Below are 16466 nucleotides of genomic sequence, written 5' to 3'. Positions count from 1 at the left end.
GACGGAGGGCAACGACACGGGAGGGGAACGACACGAGGGCACCCTTATCGCCGTGGTGCCTTAGTTAGGTTATCCTACCCATATGCTCACACAGGTCACTCGGCGATGACGGCGGCAGCATCGGCGATCCACGAGATTCCGACGGACGCCCTGCTGCGGGCCGACCCGATCCTGCGGGCCGGCCGGCGGGATACCTTCGCCGACGTCATGGAGCGGTTGCGCCGACTCGATCTCGACCATCCGCGCGTCTATGCGATCGCCGATATGGCCGGACAGGGACGTCGGCGCTGGTGGGCACTCGGCGGTCCGCGGGCCTCGGAACGGATCGAGGCGATGATCGACCGGGCCGAAGAGGACCATCCGGATCGCCGGGTGGCCGCCCAGCAGGTGGCCGGGGCCTGTGTCCACGCGATCGTCGGACGGGTGGCGACCTCGGTCGTGCTCGACGGCGTCGCCTGGGATCCGGGCATCGACAACCTGTGGATGCACTTCGACAGCGATGTGGCGATCGACTGGGTCGGCGTGGCCGATCCGACGTTGCGGGTCGTCTCCGGCGGGCGTTACCGGCCGCGGCCGGGGGAGTACCCATCGTCGGGCGGCGAAGGACGTCGGGTGGTCGAGCTGCCCTGTGAGCGGGCCCTGATGCTCTGGACCGCCCAGCGCTGCCTCACCTCGTTGTCGGCGACCTTCGCCGCGGTGCCCGGTGTCGATCGGGCGCGCTTCTGGTCGATCGTGGCGGACAGCGTCGTCGGTACCGCCTGCCTCGCACCGATCCTCGGCGACCGGGACGCGGGCCTGTCGGGTCGGCGCAGTCGCGGCCCGGCGTGGCGACGGGGGCAGGCCTTGCTGGACGCGTTCGTCGAGCTCGGCGCGCCGGTTCGCGGACGCACGCGAGCGGGTGTTGACAAAGTAGGTAAGCCTCGCCTAATCTGTAACCAGACCACATTCCGGATCGGAACGTTCTGAGGGCTGCAGAACTCCGGTCCATACCCCGACGGGCCCCGCTGCGAATCTTCGCGCGGGGCCCGTCGACATTTCTGTTGCCGGGTGCCGTCGTAGGGTGCGGGGAGCGAATCTTCCGATCGACGACCAAAAGGATGTGCCCATGACCGACTCGCCCGTGAGCGACTCGACCACTGTGACCGACGCCTCCTCGGCCGGCGGGCCGGCGAGTGGAGCCTCGCCGGAGTCTGTCGCGACGTCGCCGGAGGTGGGGGCGGGGTCGCCGGGCGCGGCGGCGATCAACGGGACGTTCACCGGCGGCTTCACCACGCTGCTGGGCCTCGAGTTCGTCGAGGTGGGCCCGGACCGCGTGGTCGGTCGCTGGACGATCCGGCCCGAGCTGTGGCAGCCGTACGGGATCGTTCACGGCGGGGTCTACTGCGGGGTCATCGAATCGATGGCCAGCGTCGCCGGCGCCGTATGGCTCGGAGACCGCGGCCAGGTGGTCGGCGTCAACAACACCACCGACTTCCTGCGCGCGGTGCGCACCGGCGATCTGCGGGCCGAGGCGACGCCGCTGCACCGCGGCCGCAGCCAGCAGCTCTGGCAGGTGTTGATCACCGACGAGCAGGATCGGCTGATCGCCCGCGGTCAGGTGCGTTTGCAGAACCTGACGTCCACCCCTTCCGGCGCGTAGCCGCCGCAGTGGGCGCCGGCGCGTAGTCGCCGCGGTGGGCGCCGGCGCGTAGCCGCCGCGATGGGCGCCGGCGCGCAGTCGGCGGGCGTTCGGCTCCGGAAACGCCGACGGCCGCGTTCGGGGGTGATTCCCGAACGCGGCCGTGACCGGATCGACAGTGGCGCAGCCCGGCGGTCAGCCGGCCTTTTTGCTCCCCGGCGGTCAGCCGGCTTTTTGCTCCGACTCCGCGAGCTTCTTCTCCCGCTGCTGTTCCTGGAGTTTCTCGAGCGCGAGTCGACCGAAGACCTGCTGCTCGGTCGAGGCCATCTGCGCGCGGTTGCGGCCGAGGAAGGTGAAGAACCAGCTCAGCGCGGTCTGCAGGCGGCGGCGGTAGCCCACCAGGAACATCAGGTGCAGGCCGAGCCACATCAGCCAGGCGATGAAGCCGCCGAACTCGAGCTTGCCGACCTGCGCGACGGCCGAGAACCGCGACACCGTCGCCATCGAGCCCTTGTCGAAGTATTTGAACGGCTCGCGCTGGGCCGGGTCCTTGCCCACCAGGCTGTTCTTGATCTGCTTGGCGGCGTACTGGGCGCCCTGGATCGCGCCCTGGGCCATACCCGGGACGTTCGGGACCGACATCATGTCGCCGACGACGAAGATATTCGGATGGCCCTTGATCGACAGGTCCGGCTCGACGATGACGCGTCCGGCGCGGTCGGTCTGGGTGCCGTCCGACTGCTCGGCGAGCTGCTTGCCCAGCGGGCTGGCCTGGACGCCGGCCGACCAGACCTTGCACTGCGCCTCGATCCGGCGCTCGGTACCGTCCTTCTCCTTGACGGTCAAGCCGTCCTGGTCGACGCCGGTCACCATCGCGTTGAGCTGGATCTCCACCCCGAGCTTCTCGAGCCGGTGGGCGGCCTTGGCGCCGAGCTTGGGGCCCATGGGCGGAAGCACGGCGGGTGCGGCGTCCAGCAGGATGACGCGGGCATCCTTCGGGTCGATATTGCGGAACGAGCCGTCGAGGGTGCGGTCGGCGAGTTCGGCGATCTGTCCGGCCAGTTCGACACCGGTCGGGCCCGCGCCGACGACCACGAAGGTCATCAGGCGATCGCGCTCCTCGCGGTCGGTCGCCAGCTCGGCCTGCTCGAAGGCGCCGAGGATGCGGGCCCGGATCTCGAGCGCGTCGTCGATCGTCTTCATGCCGGGGGCGTAGGTGGCGAACTGGTCGTTGCCGAAGTAGGACTGCTGGGCACCGGCCGCGACGATCAGGCTGTCGAAGTGCGTGACGGTGGGCCTGCCGAGCAGGACCGAGGTCACGGTCTTCGCCTCGAGATCGATCGTTTCGACGTCACCCATCAACACCTGGGCGTTCTTCTGATCGCGCAGGACCAGGCGGGTGGTCGGCGCGATATCGCCGACCGAGAGGATGCCGGTGGCAACCTGGTACAGCAACGGCTGGAAGAGGTGGTGGGTCGTCTTGGCGATGAGGGTGACATCGACGTCGGCGTTCTTGAGCGCTCGGGTGCCATAAAGGCCACCGAAGCCCGAACCGATGACGACTACGTGATGCCGCGCGTTCTCGACGGGCTGGACGGTCATGAAATCTGCTCCTCGCTGGTCGCGTGTCACCCACAACGGTAATACCCCGATGCCCGTTTGGTCGCGACGACCGGCCCGTTGAGCACCGGTCCCATCGGGCGGTTGTACATCACGACCGGCCGCGGTCGACCAACAGCCGTCGGGAATTGTCCAGGTGTTCACGTACCGCCTCGGCGCCCCGGCCGCGGACCGCGTCGAGGTAGGCGGCATGTTCGACGACGAGGGCGGCGGCGTCGTAGTGCGGGCGGAGCTGTCCGACCAGCAGGAGTACCTCGTCCTCGAGATCGCGGTAGGCGTCGGTGATGCGGCCGCAGCCGGCGTCGTCGACCACCCCGAGATGCAGCTTGAAGTGCGCACGCTCGACGGCGACCCAATCGTCGGGCTCCCGACGCGCCACCTCCCGCAGGGCGTCGAGGCCCTTCCCGGCGGCGGTCAACGGACGCGCACCGATCAGTCGGACCGCCTCGCCCTCGAGGGCGCAGCGCAATTGTTGGAGCCCGTCGATGCGGTCGGGGCCGAAGTCGATCACCCGGTGGCCGCGATACGGCTCGGCCACCGTCAGTCGGCGGCGGTTCGTCTCGGCGAGCGCACCGCGCAGTGTGTGACGAGAGACACCGAACCGTAGCGACAACTCGTCCTCCCGCAGCGCCGAGCCGGGGGCGTGGACGCCGGACAGGATGTCCTCGACGATCGCGTCGACGACCCGTTGCAGGGCGGTCGGTCCGGTCGGCGTCATCGGCGGACCTCTTCGGTCGTGCTGATCGGCGCGGCCGGCATCGGCGCGGCGGATGTCGGGCCGGCGGTCGATTCGGCGGCTATCGGCGTCGCGGTGGCGGTCGGCCGGGTGCCGGGATCGCGGCGGCGGACGGTGTCGACCACCAGGATCGCCAGGCCGCATCCGATCAGCGCGACGCCGGCCCAGGCCCCGAACGAGGGGTGCTCGCCGAGCAGTACCACCCCGAGGATGGTCGCGGCGACCGGTTCGGCCATGGTCAGGGTCGCGGCGGTGGCGGCGGACATCGTGCGCAGCCCGCGGGCGTAGAGCACATAGGCGACGGTCACGGTGATCACCCCGAGCCACAGCGCCAGAGCCCATCCGCCGGGGGCGAGCACCCAGGAGACATCGATCGTCGCCGTCCCGGGCAGGGCTGCGGCCGCGGCGACCGCGATCAGGGCGACGACAGCGGCGCCGCCGAACATCGCTCCCATCGTCGTGACCGGGGTCCAGTCCCGATCGAGCAGGGCCTTCGCCGCGGAGGCGTAGACCGCGTACCCGAACCCCGCGGCCAGGCAGGCGCCCGCGCCGACGATCGAGACCGACGCGCCGTCGGTGCGGCCGGAGGCGACCAGGACGACGAGTCCGATGATCGCGACCGTCGTCGACAGGTACCAGGCGCGGCCCGGCCGGTTGCGGCGGACCAGCGAGTCGAGGATCCCGGTGAACACCGGGGCGCTGCCCAATGCGAGCACCGTGCCGACCGCGACCCCGGTCAGCCGGGTGCCCGCGAAGAACATCGGCTGATACAGCAGGACACCGGCCGCGCCGATCGTCACCAATGCCGCCGGGCGTCCGGTGAGCGGCGTACGACCGGCGACTCGCCGGCGCACCAGCAGGGCGACCAGACCCAGGGCGACGCCGCCGACAATCACCCGGACCGCGCCGACCGAGAGGTCGTCCGCGGTGGGCCCGAGCGCCCTGCTGGTCCCGGTGGTCGCGAAGAGCAGGGCGGAGAGAAGTACCAGCACCCGAGAATTGTTACACAAAATACGATCTTTGTTGAACAATCCAACGCCCGCCCCTGCCTGCCCGCACCACACCGCGCACTCCAGCCTCGTCCGACCCGGGGATCCAGCCTTTGGGGAGCCTCGAAGCCGCCCCGTGGATGCGAAACTCCCCAAAGGGCCCGAGTGGCCGGGGGTGAACGACGACCGGCGCCGGGAGGCCCGGCGCCGGTCGTGGTGCGGAGTAGCTGGTGGTGCGGAGTAGCTGGTGGTGCGGAGTAGCTGGTGGTGCGGAAGATCTGCTGGTGGGGGAGCTAGAGGTGGACCGTCTTCGCCGCGACGACCTCGGTCAGCACGATGATCACGACACCGAGGAAGCCGTGGATCAGGCCGGTGCCGAGGGCGGACTGCCAGGGGGTGACCGCCAGGAAGGGCAGAACCACCGCGGCGATCGCGATCAGCGAGGCGATCCACGAATAGAAGGTGGTCGGCGAGGGGACGCCCTGCACCATCACCCACATCAGGGTGCCGGACGCCAGCGCGGCCACCGCGCCGGTGAACGCGGCGGTCCAGGGGTCGGCCATGCCGTAGAGCCAGAGCGTTCCCCACTCGAACCGGGAATAGAGCGCCTGGAAGATCGCCGTCAGCACCCATCCGGCGATCGCCGCGACCAGCGCGGTCGCTCCGAGGCCGGCGAAGAAGGGTCCATTGTCGACCCGCGGCGAGGAATCCTCGTCGCCGTGATCGACCGGGCCCTGGGGATGGTGCGGACCGGAGTTGATCGGTCCGTTCACCGGTCCGGACGGTTGGTTGGCTGCGTATCCTTCGGAGTAGCCACCGCGATAGGGCTCGCCGTATCCACCGGGATTGGAACCACGGTAATTCGGGGTGTCACCGTAGGCCCCTCGCTGTTCCTCGCCGTAGGGATAGTTCATGATCCTCGCCTCAATCGATCGGTGTATCCAGGACTCTACCCAGCGCAGCAGGCCGCAACGTTAACCGTGCCTGTGCATCGCCGGTGACACCGCTTCCGGGGACGGCGTGTCGGGCTTCCCGCGCCGCCTCCTCCGGGACCGCCTGCGGTCCGGGAGTTCAGCCCCGTCGGTACTATGCGAGATTGCTCGCTATCGGCGACAATGCCGACCTTTGCGCTCGTCCGCCTGCAATTTTCGCACCGGTGGGGCGGCGGGGGGAAGTATGCGGAAGGAGACCACCTGTGAGTGTCGAGGAGCTCGAATTTCAGGCGGAGGCCCGCCAGTTACTCGATCTGATGATCCACTCGATCTACTCCAACAAGGACAGCTTCCTGCGGGAGTTGATCTCGAACGCGTCGGACGCGCTGGACAAGCTCAAGATGGAGGCGTACCGCGACAAGGATCTTGCCGTCGAGACCTCCGATCTGCACATCGAGATCGACATCGACAAGCAGGGCCGCACCCTGACCGTTCGCGACAACGGTATCGGCATGTCGCGCGACGAGGTGGTCGGCTTGATCGGCACCCTCGCGAAGTCGGGAACCGCCGAACTGCGCGCGAAGCTCGCCGAGGCCGGTTCGGGGTCGAAGGCCTCCGGTAACGCGGAGTCCCCCGAGGATCTGATCGGCCAGTTCGGGATCGGCTTCTACTCGACCTTCATGGTGGCCGACACCGTCGAGCTGCTCACGCGCAAGGCGGGGGAGTCGACCGGCACGCGCTGGGAGTCCGCCGGCGGTGCGACGTACACGATCGAGTCCGCCGACGACGCCCCGCAGGGCACCTCGGTGACGTTGCGGCTCAAGCCGGCCGACGAGGAGGACCACCTCCACGACTACACCGACGAGCGGACCATCCGGAACCTGGTCAAGAAGTACTCCGACTTCATCTCGTGGCCGATCCGCATGCAGATCGAGACGGTGACGCAGGTCCCGGGCGTCGACGGCGCGGAGGACACCGACGAGATCGTCGTCGAGACCGAAACGCTCAACTCGACCAAGGCGCTGTGGACGCGCCCGAAGTCCGAGGTCTCCGAGGAGGAGTACGCCGAGTTCTATCGGCACGTCTCGCACGCCTGGGACGAGCCGCTCGAGGTCATCGCGCTCAAGGCCGAGGGCACCTTCGAGTACCAGGCGCTTTTGTTCATCCCCTCGATGGCGCCGTTCGACCTGTACACCCGCGAGCACAAGCCGCGCGTGCAGCTCTACGTCAAGCGCGTCTTCATCATGGACGACGCGGAGGACCTGCTGCCGGAGTACCTGCGGTTCGTCTCCGGTGTCGTCGACGCGGCCGATCTGTCGCTGAACGTCTCGCGCGAGATCCTCCAGCAGGACCGTCAGGTACGCGCGATCCGTCGCCGACTGACCAAGAAGGTCCTCTCGACGATCAAGGATCTGCAGGCCAACGACGCCGACAAGTACCGCACCCTGTGGCAGCAGTTCGGGCGCGCCCTCAAGGAGGGGCTGATCTCCGATTCCGACAACCGGGAGATCCTGCTCGAGATCAGTTCCTTCCCCTCGACGCACAGCGAGGAGGAGCAGACCACGCTGCGGCAGTACGTCGAGCGGATGAAGGACGGTCAGGACTCGATCTACTACATGACCGGCGAATCGCGGCATCAGATCGAGAGTTCCCCGCATATGGAGGCCTTCCGCGCCCGCGGGCTCGAGGTCCTGCTGTTGACCGATCCGGTCGACGAGGTGTGGACCAACTCGGTCACCGAGTTCGACGGCAAACCCCTGCAGTCGATCGCCAAGGGCGAGGTCGATCTCGATACCGAGGAGGAGAAGAAGGAGGCCGAGGACAAGCGGGCCGAGCAGGAGCAGGACTACGCCGACCTGCTGGCCTGGCTGGGCACGACGCTCGAGGAGAACATCAAGCAGGCGCGCCTGTCGAGTCGACTGACCACGTCACCCGCGGTGATCGTCGGCGATACGTTCGGCTTCTCGCCGGCGTTGGAGAAGATGTACCGGGCGGCCGGCCAGCCGGTACCGCATACCAAGCGCATCCTCGAGCTCAACCCGGACCATCCGCTGGTCACCGCACTGCGGACCGCTTTCGCCGAGCGCGGTGCCGAGGATCCGACCCTCGCGGAGACCGCCGAACTGCTCTACGGCACCGCGCTGCTCGCCGAGGGTGGCGATCTGGACGATCCGGCGAAGTTCAGCCAGCTGCTGGCGGATCGACTGGCCCGCACCGTCTGATCCGAACGTCGTACGACACGAGGGAGGGGCCCGGTTCGGAGCCCCTCCCTCGTCGCGTGGCGGGTGTTACTGCGCGTAGGTGTAGTCGCTGAGCGGGAAGGTCCGGGCGTCCTTGAGGCCGGCGCGGGTGGAGGTCGGCCGCAGCAGCACCGCCTCGCCGTGCTGGTTGAAGTAGTAGCTGTTCGATCCGGAGCAGTCGCCCGCGTAGAAGACCGAGGTGCTCAGGTTCTCGGTCATCCGGTCGAGGAACCGCTGATTGGCCTCCTCGGTGACCTCGAAGCCGGTCACCCCGCGACGGCGCATCTCGCCGAAGAGCCGCTCGATATGCCGCATCTGACCCTCGATGGTCGTGAAGTAGGACAGCCCGTTGTACGAATAGGGGCTGTTGAGGCTCAGGAAGTTCGGGAACTTCGGCACCGTGATGCCCTGGTAGGCCTGGAAACGGTTGTCCCGCCACCACTTTCCGAGGTCGCGACCCTCCCGGCCGATGATCTCGAAGGCGGGGAAGTTGGTGTCCCAGAGGTTGAACCCGGTCGCGAGGACCACCGTGTCGATCGGATAGGCGGTGCCGTCCGCGGCGACGAGGGCGTTCGACCGGAAGTGGTCGATCCCGGAGGTCTCGAGCGCGGTATTGCTGCGGTTGTAGACCTTGAAGTACTGGTTGGAGAACGTCGGGCGCTTGCAGCCGAAGTCGTAGTCCGGGGTCAGCTGCTTGCGGGTCTTCCGATCGCGGACCTGGGTGCGCATGAACAGCTTCGAGGCGGCGGCGACCGCACGGTTGAGGATGCGCTGGCGGCCGTACTGCAGGACGCCGACCACCATGACGCCCTCGAGGATCGTGTTGTTGACCGACCGCAGCGCGCGCTGCGTGGCCGGGACCCGCTCGAAGAGTCGGCGCACCGGCGCCGGAATCGGGGTATCGACCTTGGGGATCACCCAGATCGGGGTGCGCTGGAAGACCGTGAGGCTGCGGGCGCGCTCGGCGAGCTTCGGGATCAACTGCACCGCGGTCGCCCCGGTGCCGATCACCGCGATCGAGCGGTCGGTGGGATCGAAGCTGTTGTCCCAGTCGGCGGTGTGCAGGATGTCGCCGGTGAACGTTTCGATGCCGGGGAACGGCGGCGTATACGGCTGCGACAGGAAGCCGGTGGCCGCGACCAGGTAGCGGGCGGTGATCGGCTCGCGGCCTTCGATCGAGACCCGCCACAGGCCGCTCTCGTCGTCGTGGACGGCGCCGGTGACGGTCGTGTCGAACTGCATATGGCGCTCGAGGTCGTAGGTCGCCACGACGTGGTGGGCGTACTTCTCGAGCTCCTCACCCGGCGCGTACATCCGCGACCAGTGCGGATTCGGCGCGAAGGAGTACGAGTAGGTGACCGAGGCGATATCGACCGACAGGCCGGGGTAGTGGTTGACGTGCCAGGTGCCGCCGAGATTCGATTCGCGCTCGAGGATCGCCAGGTTGTTCAGCCCTTGCTTGCGCAGCGCGATGGCGGCCCCGATCCCACCGAATCCCGCACCGACGATGATCGCGTCGTAATCGGGCTCCATGTCGTACTCCCTCTCCCCGGCGAAAAGTGTTACCGATCGTCATAGTAACCGGTCCGCGGGGTGGGGTCGACGATGTTCAGGCCCGATCGAGCACCTGTGGCCGCGTACCGCCGCGCAACATGCCCCGCCGTCGGAGCAGATCCTCGATCGCGGCCGCGGGCAACGGCGCGGAGAACAGGTAGCCCTGACCGGAGGTGCATCCGAGTCGCAACAGGGCCGCGCGATGTTCGGGTCCCTCGACGCCCTCGGCGACGACGTTGAGGCCCAGCGACCGTCCGATCGCCAGCACGCCGACCACGACGCTGCGGTCGATATCGTCGGAGGGTGCCCCGGCGACGAAGGAGCGGTCGATCTTGATCGAGTCCAGCGGGAACCATTTGAGCCGGCTCAGGCTGGCGTGCGAGGTTCCGAAATCGTCCAGGGCGAATCGGATGCCGGCTCGATGCAGGATGTCGACGGCGCGGTAGACGTCGGTGCGCAGGTAGCCGTACTCGGTGACCTCCAGGCAGATCAGCCGCGGATCGACGCCGTTGCTGAGCACCGCGTCGAGCAGCCGCTCGTCGACGTAGGGCTCGTCGAGCTGGACCGGGGAGAGGTTGACGTTCATCGTCAGCGGCGGATAGCCGTCCGGCCGGGTCCACTGCGCGAGGCGACGGCAGGCCTGCCCGAGAACCCACTGCCCGATCTCGACGATCGCGCCGGACTGTTCGGCCAACGGGATGAAGACGTCCGGCGGCACCCATCCGCGCACGGGGTGCAGCCAGCGGGCGAGCGCCTCGAAGCCGGTGATCTCGCCGGTCTGCAGATCGCAGATCGGCTGGTAGTGCACCTGCAGTTCGCCGCGTTCGAGCGCGGTGCTCAACTCGTAGCGCAGGTCGAGGCGGTCGAGCGAACGGTAGGAGGCGTCGTCGTCGAAGACGGTGACCAGACCGCCGCCGTCGGCCTTGGCGGTGTACATCGCCGCATCGGCGTCGCGCAGCATCGAGGACATCGTCGCCGAGCCGGGGGCGCCCTGCACCCCGCCGACACTCGCGGTCACCCGCACCCAGTCGTTGCCGAGCAGGAACGGTTCGCGCAGGACGGCGGCCAGCCGCCGGGCCATGTCGTTGACGTCGTCGAGATGGGCGACGCGGTCGATCACCACCACGAATTCGTCGCCGCCGAAACGGCCGAGCAGATCGCGCGGGCTCAGCGGGCTGCGCAGGCGGCGGGCGACCTGGACGAGCAATTGGTCGCCCGCCTCGTGCCCGAGGCGGTCGTTGATCGCCTTGAAGTCGTCGAGATCGCAGAACAGCAGGCCGATCGCGTGCTGCGGCCGCCGGGTGGCGAGCTTGTGGGTGACCTCCTGGGCGATCAGGGCGCGGTTCGCCAGGCCGGTCAGCGGGTCGTGGGTGGCCCGCTGGACCAGCTCGCGTTCGAGCTGCTTGCGATCGTCGATCACGCGGGTCGACACGACGACGGCGTTGGTCTGGCTGGGGGTCGTGCGGATCGCGCTCTCCACCCAGGCCCAGCGCGAACCGCCCATGTGCACCCGGTACTCGACCTTCGCCTCCCGCGCGTCACGGGGCGCCTCGTCGCCGCCGGGACAGCGCAGGACCCGCTCGAGCGCCTCCTCCAACCCGCGGCGTTCGTCGGGGTGGGCCAGGGCGCTGATCGGACTGCCGATCAGGCGCTCGGGGTCGCGTTCGAGGCCCCGCAGGAACGACGGCGACGCGTAGAGGAAGCAGCCGTTGGAGTCGATCATCGCGACCATATCGCTGATCGCCTCGGTGATCAGGCGCAATCGGTTCTCGCTCGCGCCGAGCGCGCGGTAGAGCTCGGCGTTCTCGAGCGCCGCGGACAGGTGGCCGGCGAAGACCGAGGCGACCACGCCGATATTGCCCGGGAAGGGGCGGCCCTCGCGCGCGGCGTAGAGCATCGCGACCGCGTTGTCGCCGCGGCGCACCGGCACGGTCAGCACATGTTCGCTGCCCCGCTTGGAGACCACCGGACGACCGCCGCGCATCATCGAGAACCAGCCGGGCGGGATCGGACCGTGATAGTCGCGGGCGGGCTCGCCGCCGGTGCCCATGTGCAGCTCGGCGGGCAGGTGGTCGCGGCCGACGGTGAACAGCCACGCGCCGTCCGCCCGGGCGAGCGTGCGCAGGATCTCGACACCCTCGTCCAGCAGGGCGGAGGGGTCGAGCTGGCGGACCAGCCGGTGGCTCGACTGCGCCAGGTGCGTCATCGTGTCGGCGTAGTCGGCCAGATCGAGCGACGAGCGCAGCCGGTCGGCGACCGACTCGACAACCTGGCGATCGATCTGGCCGAAAGGTTCGCCCTCGGCGCGGCAGAGGATGACGATGTCCTGGCCCGCGCTGTCCTCGGTGGACAGCGGCGCCCAGACCGCGCTGCCGCCGAGACCGACCAGGGCGCTGGGCATCGAGGAGGTCGGCGTCCGGTCGTCGACACCGATGCCCGACTGGCCGAACGCGGAGCGCGACTGCCGGTCGAGGGGTAGACCGTTGATCAGGCGGGGATCGTGTTCGGCGAAACCGCAGGCCTGCTGGATCACCAGGCGATCCGCTGTCATGCGGCCCACCAGGGTGATCGCCGCTCCGAAGACCTCGGAGAGCACGGAGAGCATGTGCTCGACGACCTCGTCCGGAGACGAACCGAGCCGCGCGGCGGCGAGCAGCCGAATCATCCGGGTGGTCGAGTGATAGGCGGTGCGGGCGGCGGCGGTCGCCTCTTCGAGCAGGGGGCGCAGATCGTCGTCGGGCGGTTCGGGGAGCCGGATGTCGGCCATCTGATCGGTCATCGCGGCCTACAGCGCCAGCGCCACGATGGTGGCGTTGTGGTAGCCGGTCACGCTCGAGATCCGCGCGAATTCCCCGTAGGTGAACAGTCCGAACGTATGCGCCCCGGCGCTGCCGCGACGGATGCGCTCGGGCTCCTCGGCCGCGCGGTCGCCGAGGACGGCCAGCCGGTCGACGCAGCTGACCGCGAAGACCAGACCGGCCGGTCGCGCCGCGACGGCGCGTCGCGCGGTCTGTTGGGCCGCGTCCAGGAGGGCTTCCGGGTCGCTGGTGACCACCTGGATCGCCGAGTACTGCGGCAGCGGGGTCAGCGAGTGCAGGGTTCGGAATCGGTCCAGATAGATCACCCGCACCAGCTGGGAGCCGTCCGGTTCGATCAGGCCGAGCGCGAAGCTGCGGTCGACGTCGATCGTGTCCGGGCCGTCGCCGCGAATATGTCGATCGGCCCCGCCGTCGGGCAGATAGCGGGCGAGGACCTCCAGCGGGTCGCGCCCCTCGATCTCGAGGATCGCGGTGCCCTCGGAGTGGGTCACCAGGCAGGGCAGCCCGACCGGCGTCCAGCCGTGGCTTACGGTCACCTGGAGGGGATACGGTGCCGCGATCCAGATGATGAGGATGCCCGATGCGATGACGGTGTCGTTGTGCAGCAGAACGGTCTGGTCGAGGCGTCGCGAATCGCCCGCGGCGCCCCCGATCAACGGGACCGCCGAACCCGCGACGCGGTGGATGCCCGCGAGGGTGTCCTGATGGCGATGGACGTGCCGATCGCCGTAGACGATCGCCGCGGCGTACGGCAGCGCGGACCGGGCGTTGTCCCGGGCGGTGCGGGCGGTCGCGGCCGCGGCCTGGAAGGTCCCCGCCGTCGGGTCGACAACGGTCGAGGCGACCCCGAAACGGTAGGGGCCACGGGTCAGCACCGCGACCATGACACCTCCACTCGGCGGGTTGAGGACGCCGTCGGCGAACGCGCGATCACAGCTCGCCCCGGCCACCTCCGCGGCGCCGGTACGCGCGCGCACGGCGGCGACGACCTCGCGCAGATCGTGCTCGCGGGATGCGTGCACGATCACGAGGTCGGGTGCGGCTCCGCCGAGAGCCGACAGCGCGACGTCGACCGCCTGCGCCCCGGCCGCCCGGGAGTCGGAAAGGGTACTGCTACCGGTCCCGGACACCACAGACGGAACCGGAAGAGGTTTCTGCCCGGTTTGTTCCACGTGCCATTCTCGTATCGGTCCCGACCCGATTGATTTCCGACTCAGACTACCGCCCTGGTGGGCGGTTTGTGGCGACCATTCGGGTTGGGTCGCGTTTGCCGGACGAAGGTATGTGGGACGCGCTCTAAGGAGGGACGAATGCGGATTGCGGTCCTGGACGACTATCAGGGAGCTTTCGGCGCGTTGGACGCCGCACGTCGGCTCGGGGATCACGAGGTCGTGGTGTTCCGCGACTCGGTGCGCGGGGCCGCGCTGATCGAGCGATTGCACGGCTGCGAGGCCGCGATCCTGCTGCAGCAGCGCACCGCGCTGCCGCGGGAGGTGGTCGAGTGCCTCGACACCCTGCGGATGATCGCCCAGACCGGCCGGCATACCGCGCACCTCGATCTGCGCGCGCTCGCCGAGCGCGGCATCGTCGTCAGCGCCGTCGGGTCGGGGACCCCGGCGGTGACCGCCGAGTTGACCTGGGGGTTGATCCTGGCGGCGCTGCGCGGGCTGCCGGACGAGGTCGCTCGACTGCGCGCCGGGTCCTGGCAGGGCAGTGTCGGCACCCGGCTGATCGGCACGACGCTCGGGGTCCTCGGACTCGGGGGCATCGGCGGCCGAGTGGCGGCCGTCGGGGCCGCCTTCGGGATGGAGGTGCTGGTCGGTGGGCGGGCCGGCTCGGCCGACCGGGCCGCCGCGGCCGGTTACGCGGTCGCCGCCGACACCGCAGACCTGTTCACCCGCAGCGACGTGCTCACCGTTCATCTGCCGCTCAACGCGTCGACCGCGGGCATCGTGACGGCGGACCACCTGGCCCGGATGAAACCCGGCGCACTGTTCGTCAACACCTCGCGGGCCGGGCTGGTCGCTCCGGGCGCCCTGGCGGCGGCGCTCGCCGCGGGGCGCCCCGGCCGTGCGGCGATCGACGTCTTCGACGACGAACCCGTCCTCGGGGCCACCGACCCCCTGATCGCGCTGCCGCAGGTCACCGCGACCCCGCACCTCGGATACGTCGAGTGGGGGGTGCTCGAGACCCTCTACGGGTCGGCCGCGGACGCGATCCTGGCCTACGCCGCGGGGGAGCCGACCGGGGTGGTGACCCCACCCGACGAGCCGCTCGCCGGGCGGTGAGCTACAGCCGGGTGTGGGCGCCGCGCATCTCGCGCGGCACGGTGAAGTCGATCTGCCGAGCCGCGTTCGACACCGCGATCACCATCCCGTTGCCGAAGGCGCCGTCCCGGTCGTAGAGCGTGGTGGTGCTGACCGCGATTCCGTCCGCGCCGACCTGGCTGTCGGCCTCGATCCCGATCTCGGCGCCCACCGGCAGCCGGGCCAGGCCCAGGCTCAGGTCGGCGTTGATGAAGCCGATACCCTCGCTGCCCCAGTTGGTCAGCAGGCTGGTCGACTCGGCCGCCGCCGCCGCGCGGATCAGTGGGGTCGCGGGCTCGCCGGCGACCGCGGCGATATGGCGCGCCCAGAGCCGCTTGCGGCTGGCGTTCTGGTGGTCGGCGATGCTGCGGGTCCATCCGGCGGCGTCACTGCCGTACCAGGGGCGCTCGGTCGGGGCGGCCGCATCGGCCTCCGGCGGTGGGCTCGGCCGGTAGGGGCGCTGCCAGATCTCGCCGACCGGATGGGCGGACCGGCGCAGGAAGACACCGGTGGCCCGGGCGACGACGCCGCCGAGTTGGTGGACCGTCACGTCGACCACCCGGATGCGATTGCCGTCGCGGACGACCTCGGTGCGGGTCTCGAGCGGCTCCGCGCGCACGGCGCGGAAGAGGTCGACGGTCACCCGGGCGGGTACGAAGACCGCCGGCTCCGCATCGCCGGCAGGGTCGCCCGTCGGGTCTGTGCCGGGCATGTCGAGGACAACGGGCATGTCGAGGACAAGGTGGGGGTCGAGGGCGCGGCCGACCACCGCGCAGACCGCGGCGCCGTGGACGTCGCGGGGAGACCAGGCGCTCAGCGCCGGCGGCAACGGGACGAGTCGATCGCCGTCCCGTTCGTAGTAGGCCGGTGTTCCGGATGTCACGGTCATCTCGACGCTCCTGTCCGCCCGCTCGTTCGGCGCTGGACGTTACCGGCACCGACGGTCGGCCGGCAGCGATCGGCGGTTCGCGCGGCCGCCCCGCCGTGGCAGGCGCCCATACGATGGAGGAATGTCCGCTTCGCAGCCACCGGTTCGCGCTGCCCGCCGCCGAATCCCTCGACCATTGATCGGGGTGGCGGTGGTGCTGGCGCTCGCCGTTGTCGCCGGCGGTTTGTTGGTACCTCGATTGGTGCCGGAACGGTACGTCCCGTGGAATACCGTCGCCTTTCCGGAGGTCGATCGCAGCGCTCTGACGCCGTTGCAGGGCCGCGTCCTCGACGAGCTCGAGCAGCAGTATCGGGACCCGCAATCGGGGCCGTTCTATTCGGAGGGTGTCACCCAGGCCTGGTGTGCCAACTTCGTCAGTTGGATCATGTCCCGCGCCGGCGCGCCCTACGTCAACCCGAACTCCGGGCATTGGCGCATCCCCGGCGTCTGGACGCTGCACGACTACTTCGTCGGAGAGCAGCGCTTCGTCCCGGCCGACACCGGGTACGTGCCGCGCACCGGCGACGTCGTCCTCTACATCTCACCGTTCGGCAGCGAGCACACCAATATGGTCGTGTCCGCGGATCCGCAGACGGGCACCGCGATCACCCTCGGCGGCAACGAGACGGGGGCGGTCCGGCTGCATCGGCTGCGCTGGGAGGACGACGGGGCGGTCATCGGCTTCGGGCAGCTGCCGGAGGGCCCCGCGATCGCCGGATGATCG

At 69.6% G+C, this 16466-nt stretch carries 13 protein-coding genes; 5 read left to right on the top strand and 8 right to left on the bottom strand.

Annotated elements, in window-relative coordinates; translation table 11 throughout:
• Positions 1 to 105: 105 nt before the first annotated feature.
• Positions 106 to 966, top strand: a complete 861-nt coding sequence (locus MB1_RS11075) for a hypothetical protein (protein ID WP_066906694.1) — start codon at positions 106 to 108, stop codon at positions 964 to 966.
• A 139-nt stretch (positions 967 to 1105) separates the two neighbouring features.
• Positions 1106 to 1639 (top strand): PaaI family thioesterase, encoded by a 534-nt coding sequence (locus MB1_RS11070; protein WP_084351469.1) that lies wholly within the window; start codon positions 1106 to 1108, stop codon positions 1637 to 1639.
• A gap of 201 nt (positions 1640 to 1840) precedes the next feature.
• Here MB1_RS11070 and MB1_RS11065 read toward each other — a convergent pair whose 3' ends face one another.
• The 4 genes from MB1_RS11065 to MB1_RS25620 form a co-directional block, all read right to left on the bottom strand.
• Positions 1841 to 3220, bottom strand: coding sequence for an NAD(P)/FAD-dependent oxidoreductase (locus tag MB1_RS11065; RefSeq protein ID WP_066906692.1), 1380 nt, complete (start codon positions 3218 to 3220; stop codon positions 1841 to 1843).
• 109 nt (positions 3221 to 3329) lie between these two features.
• Positions 3330 to 3956: a GntR family transcriptional regulator gene (locus MB1_RS11060; RefSeq protein WP_066906689.1), complete on the bottom strand. Its 627-nt coding sequence runs from the start codon at positions 3954 to 3956 to the stop codon at positions 3330 to 3332.
• A complete protein-coding gene (locus tag MB1_RS25625; protein ID WP_218000226.1) occupies positions 3953 to 4966 on the bottom strand; it encodes a DMT family transporter in 1014 nt (337 codons plus the stop codon). The genes MB1_RS11060 and MB1_RS25625 overlap by 4 nt, the downstream gene beginning before the upstream one ends.
• Before the next feature lie 290 nt (positions 4967 to 5256).
• Positions 5257 to 5877: a hypothetical protein gene (locus MB1_RS25620; protein WP_066906687.1), complete on the bottom strand. Its 621-nt coding sequence runs from the start codon at positions 5875 to 5877 to the stop codon at positions 5257 to 5259.
• Positions 5878 to 6212: 335 nt separating this feature from the next.
• On the opposite strand from MB1_RS25620, the gene htpG reads away from it, so the two are divergent.
• Complete coding sequence (gene htpG / locus MB1_RS11045) at positions 6213 to 8117, top strand: molecular chaperone HtpG (protein ID WP_066906893.1); 1905 nt, start codon at positions 6213 to 6215, stop codon at positions 8115 to 8117.
• Between the two features lie 66 nt (positions 8118 to 8183).
• Here htpG and MB1_RS11040 read toward each other — a convergent pair whose 3' ends face one another.
• From MB1_RS11040 to MB1_RS25055, 3 genes are all read right to left on the bottom strand, one after another.
• A complete protein-coding gene (locus tag MB1_RS11040) occupies positions 8184 to 9668 on the bottom strand; it encodes a flavin-containing monooxygenase (protein ID WP_066906685.1) in 1485 nt (494 codons plus the stop codon).
• Between the two features lie 76 nt (positions 9669 to 9744).
• Positions 9745 to 12468 (bottom strand): putative bifunctional diguanylate cyclase/phosphodiesterase, encoded by a 2724-nt coding sequence (locus MB1_RS11035; protein WP_066906683.1) that lies wholly within the window; start codon positions 12466 to 12468, stop codon positions 9745 to 9747.
• A 6-nt stretch (positions 12469 to 12474) separates the two neighbouring features.
• Positions 12475 to 13641 (bottom strand): FIST signal transduction protein, encoded by a 1167-nt coding sequence (locus tag MB1_RS25055; protein WP_169801640.1) that lies wholly within the window; start codon positions 13639 to 13641, stop codon positions 12475 to 12477.
• A 177-nt stretch (positions 13642 to 13818) separates the two neighbouring features.
• On the opposite strand from MB1_RS25055, the gene MB1_RS11025 reads away from it, so the two are divergent.
• On the top strand, positions 13819 to 14796 hold the full coding sequence (locus MB1_RS11025) for an NAD(P)-dependent oxidoreductase (protein ID WP_066906679.1): 978 nt from the start codon (positions 13819 to 13821) through the stop codon (positions 14794 to 14796).
• Position 14797: 1 nt separating this feature from the next.
• Here MB1_RS11025 and MB1_RS11020 read toward each other — a convergent pair whose 3' ends face one another.
• Positions 14798 to 15703, bottom strand: coding sequence for an acyl-CoA thioesterase domain-containing protein (locus MB1_RS11020; RefSeq protein ID WP_084351459.1), 906 nt, complete (start codon positions 15701 to 15703; stop codon positions 14798 to 14800).
• 121 nt (positions 15704 to 15824) lie between these two features.
• On the opposite strand from MB1_RS11020, the gene MB1_RS11015 reads away from it, so the two are divergent.
• Positions 15825 to 16463, top strand: coding sequence for a CHAP domain-containing protein (locus MB1_RS11015; protein WP_066906677.1), 639 nt, complete (start codon positions 15825 to 15827; stop codon positions 16461 to 16463).
• Positions 16464 to 16466: the final 3 nt, after the last annotated feature.

Source organism: Millisia brevis NBRC 105863 (assembly GCF_001552615.1).
GTDB lineage: Bacteria > Actinomycetota > Actinomycetes > Mycobacteriales > Mycobacteriaceae > Millisia > Millisia brevis.
Note: the sequence above shows the minus strand (reverse complement) of the source record. Positions and strands in the feature narration are given on the sequence as shown.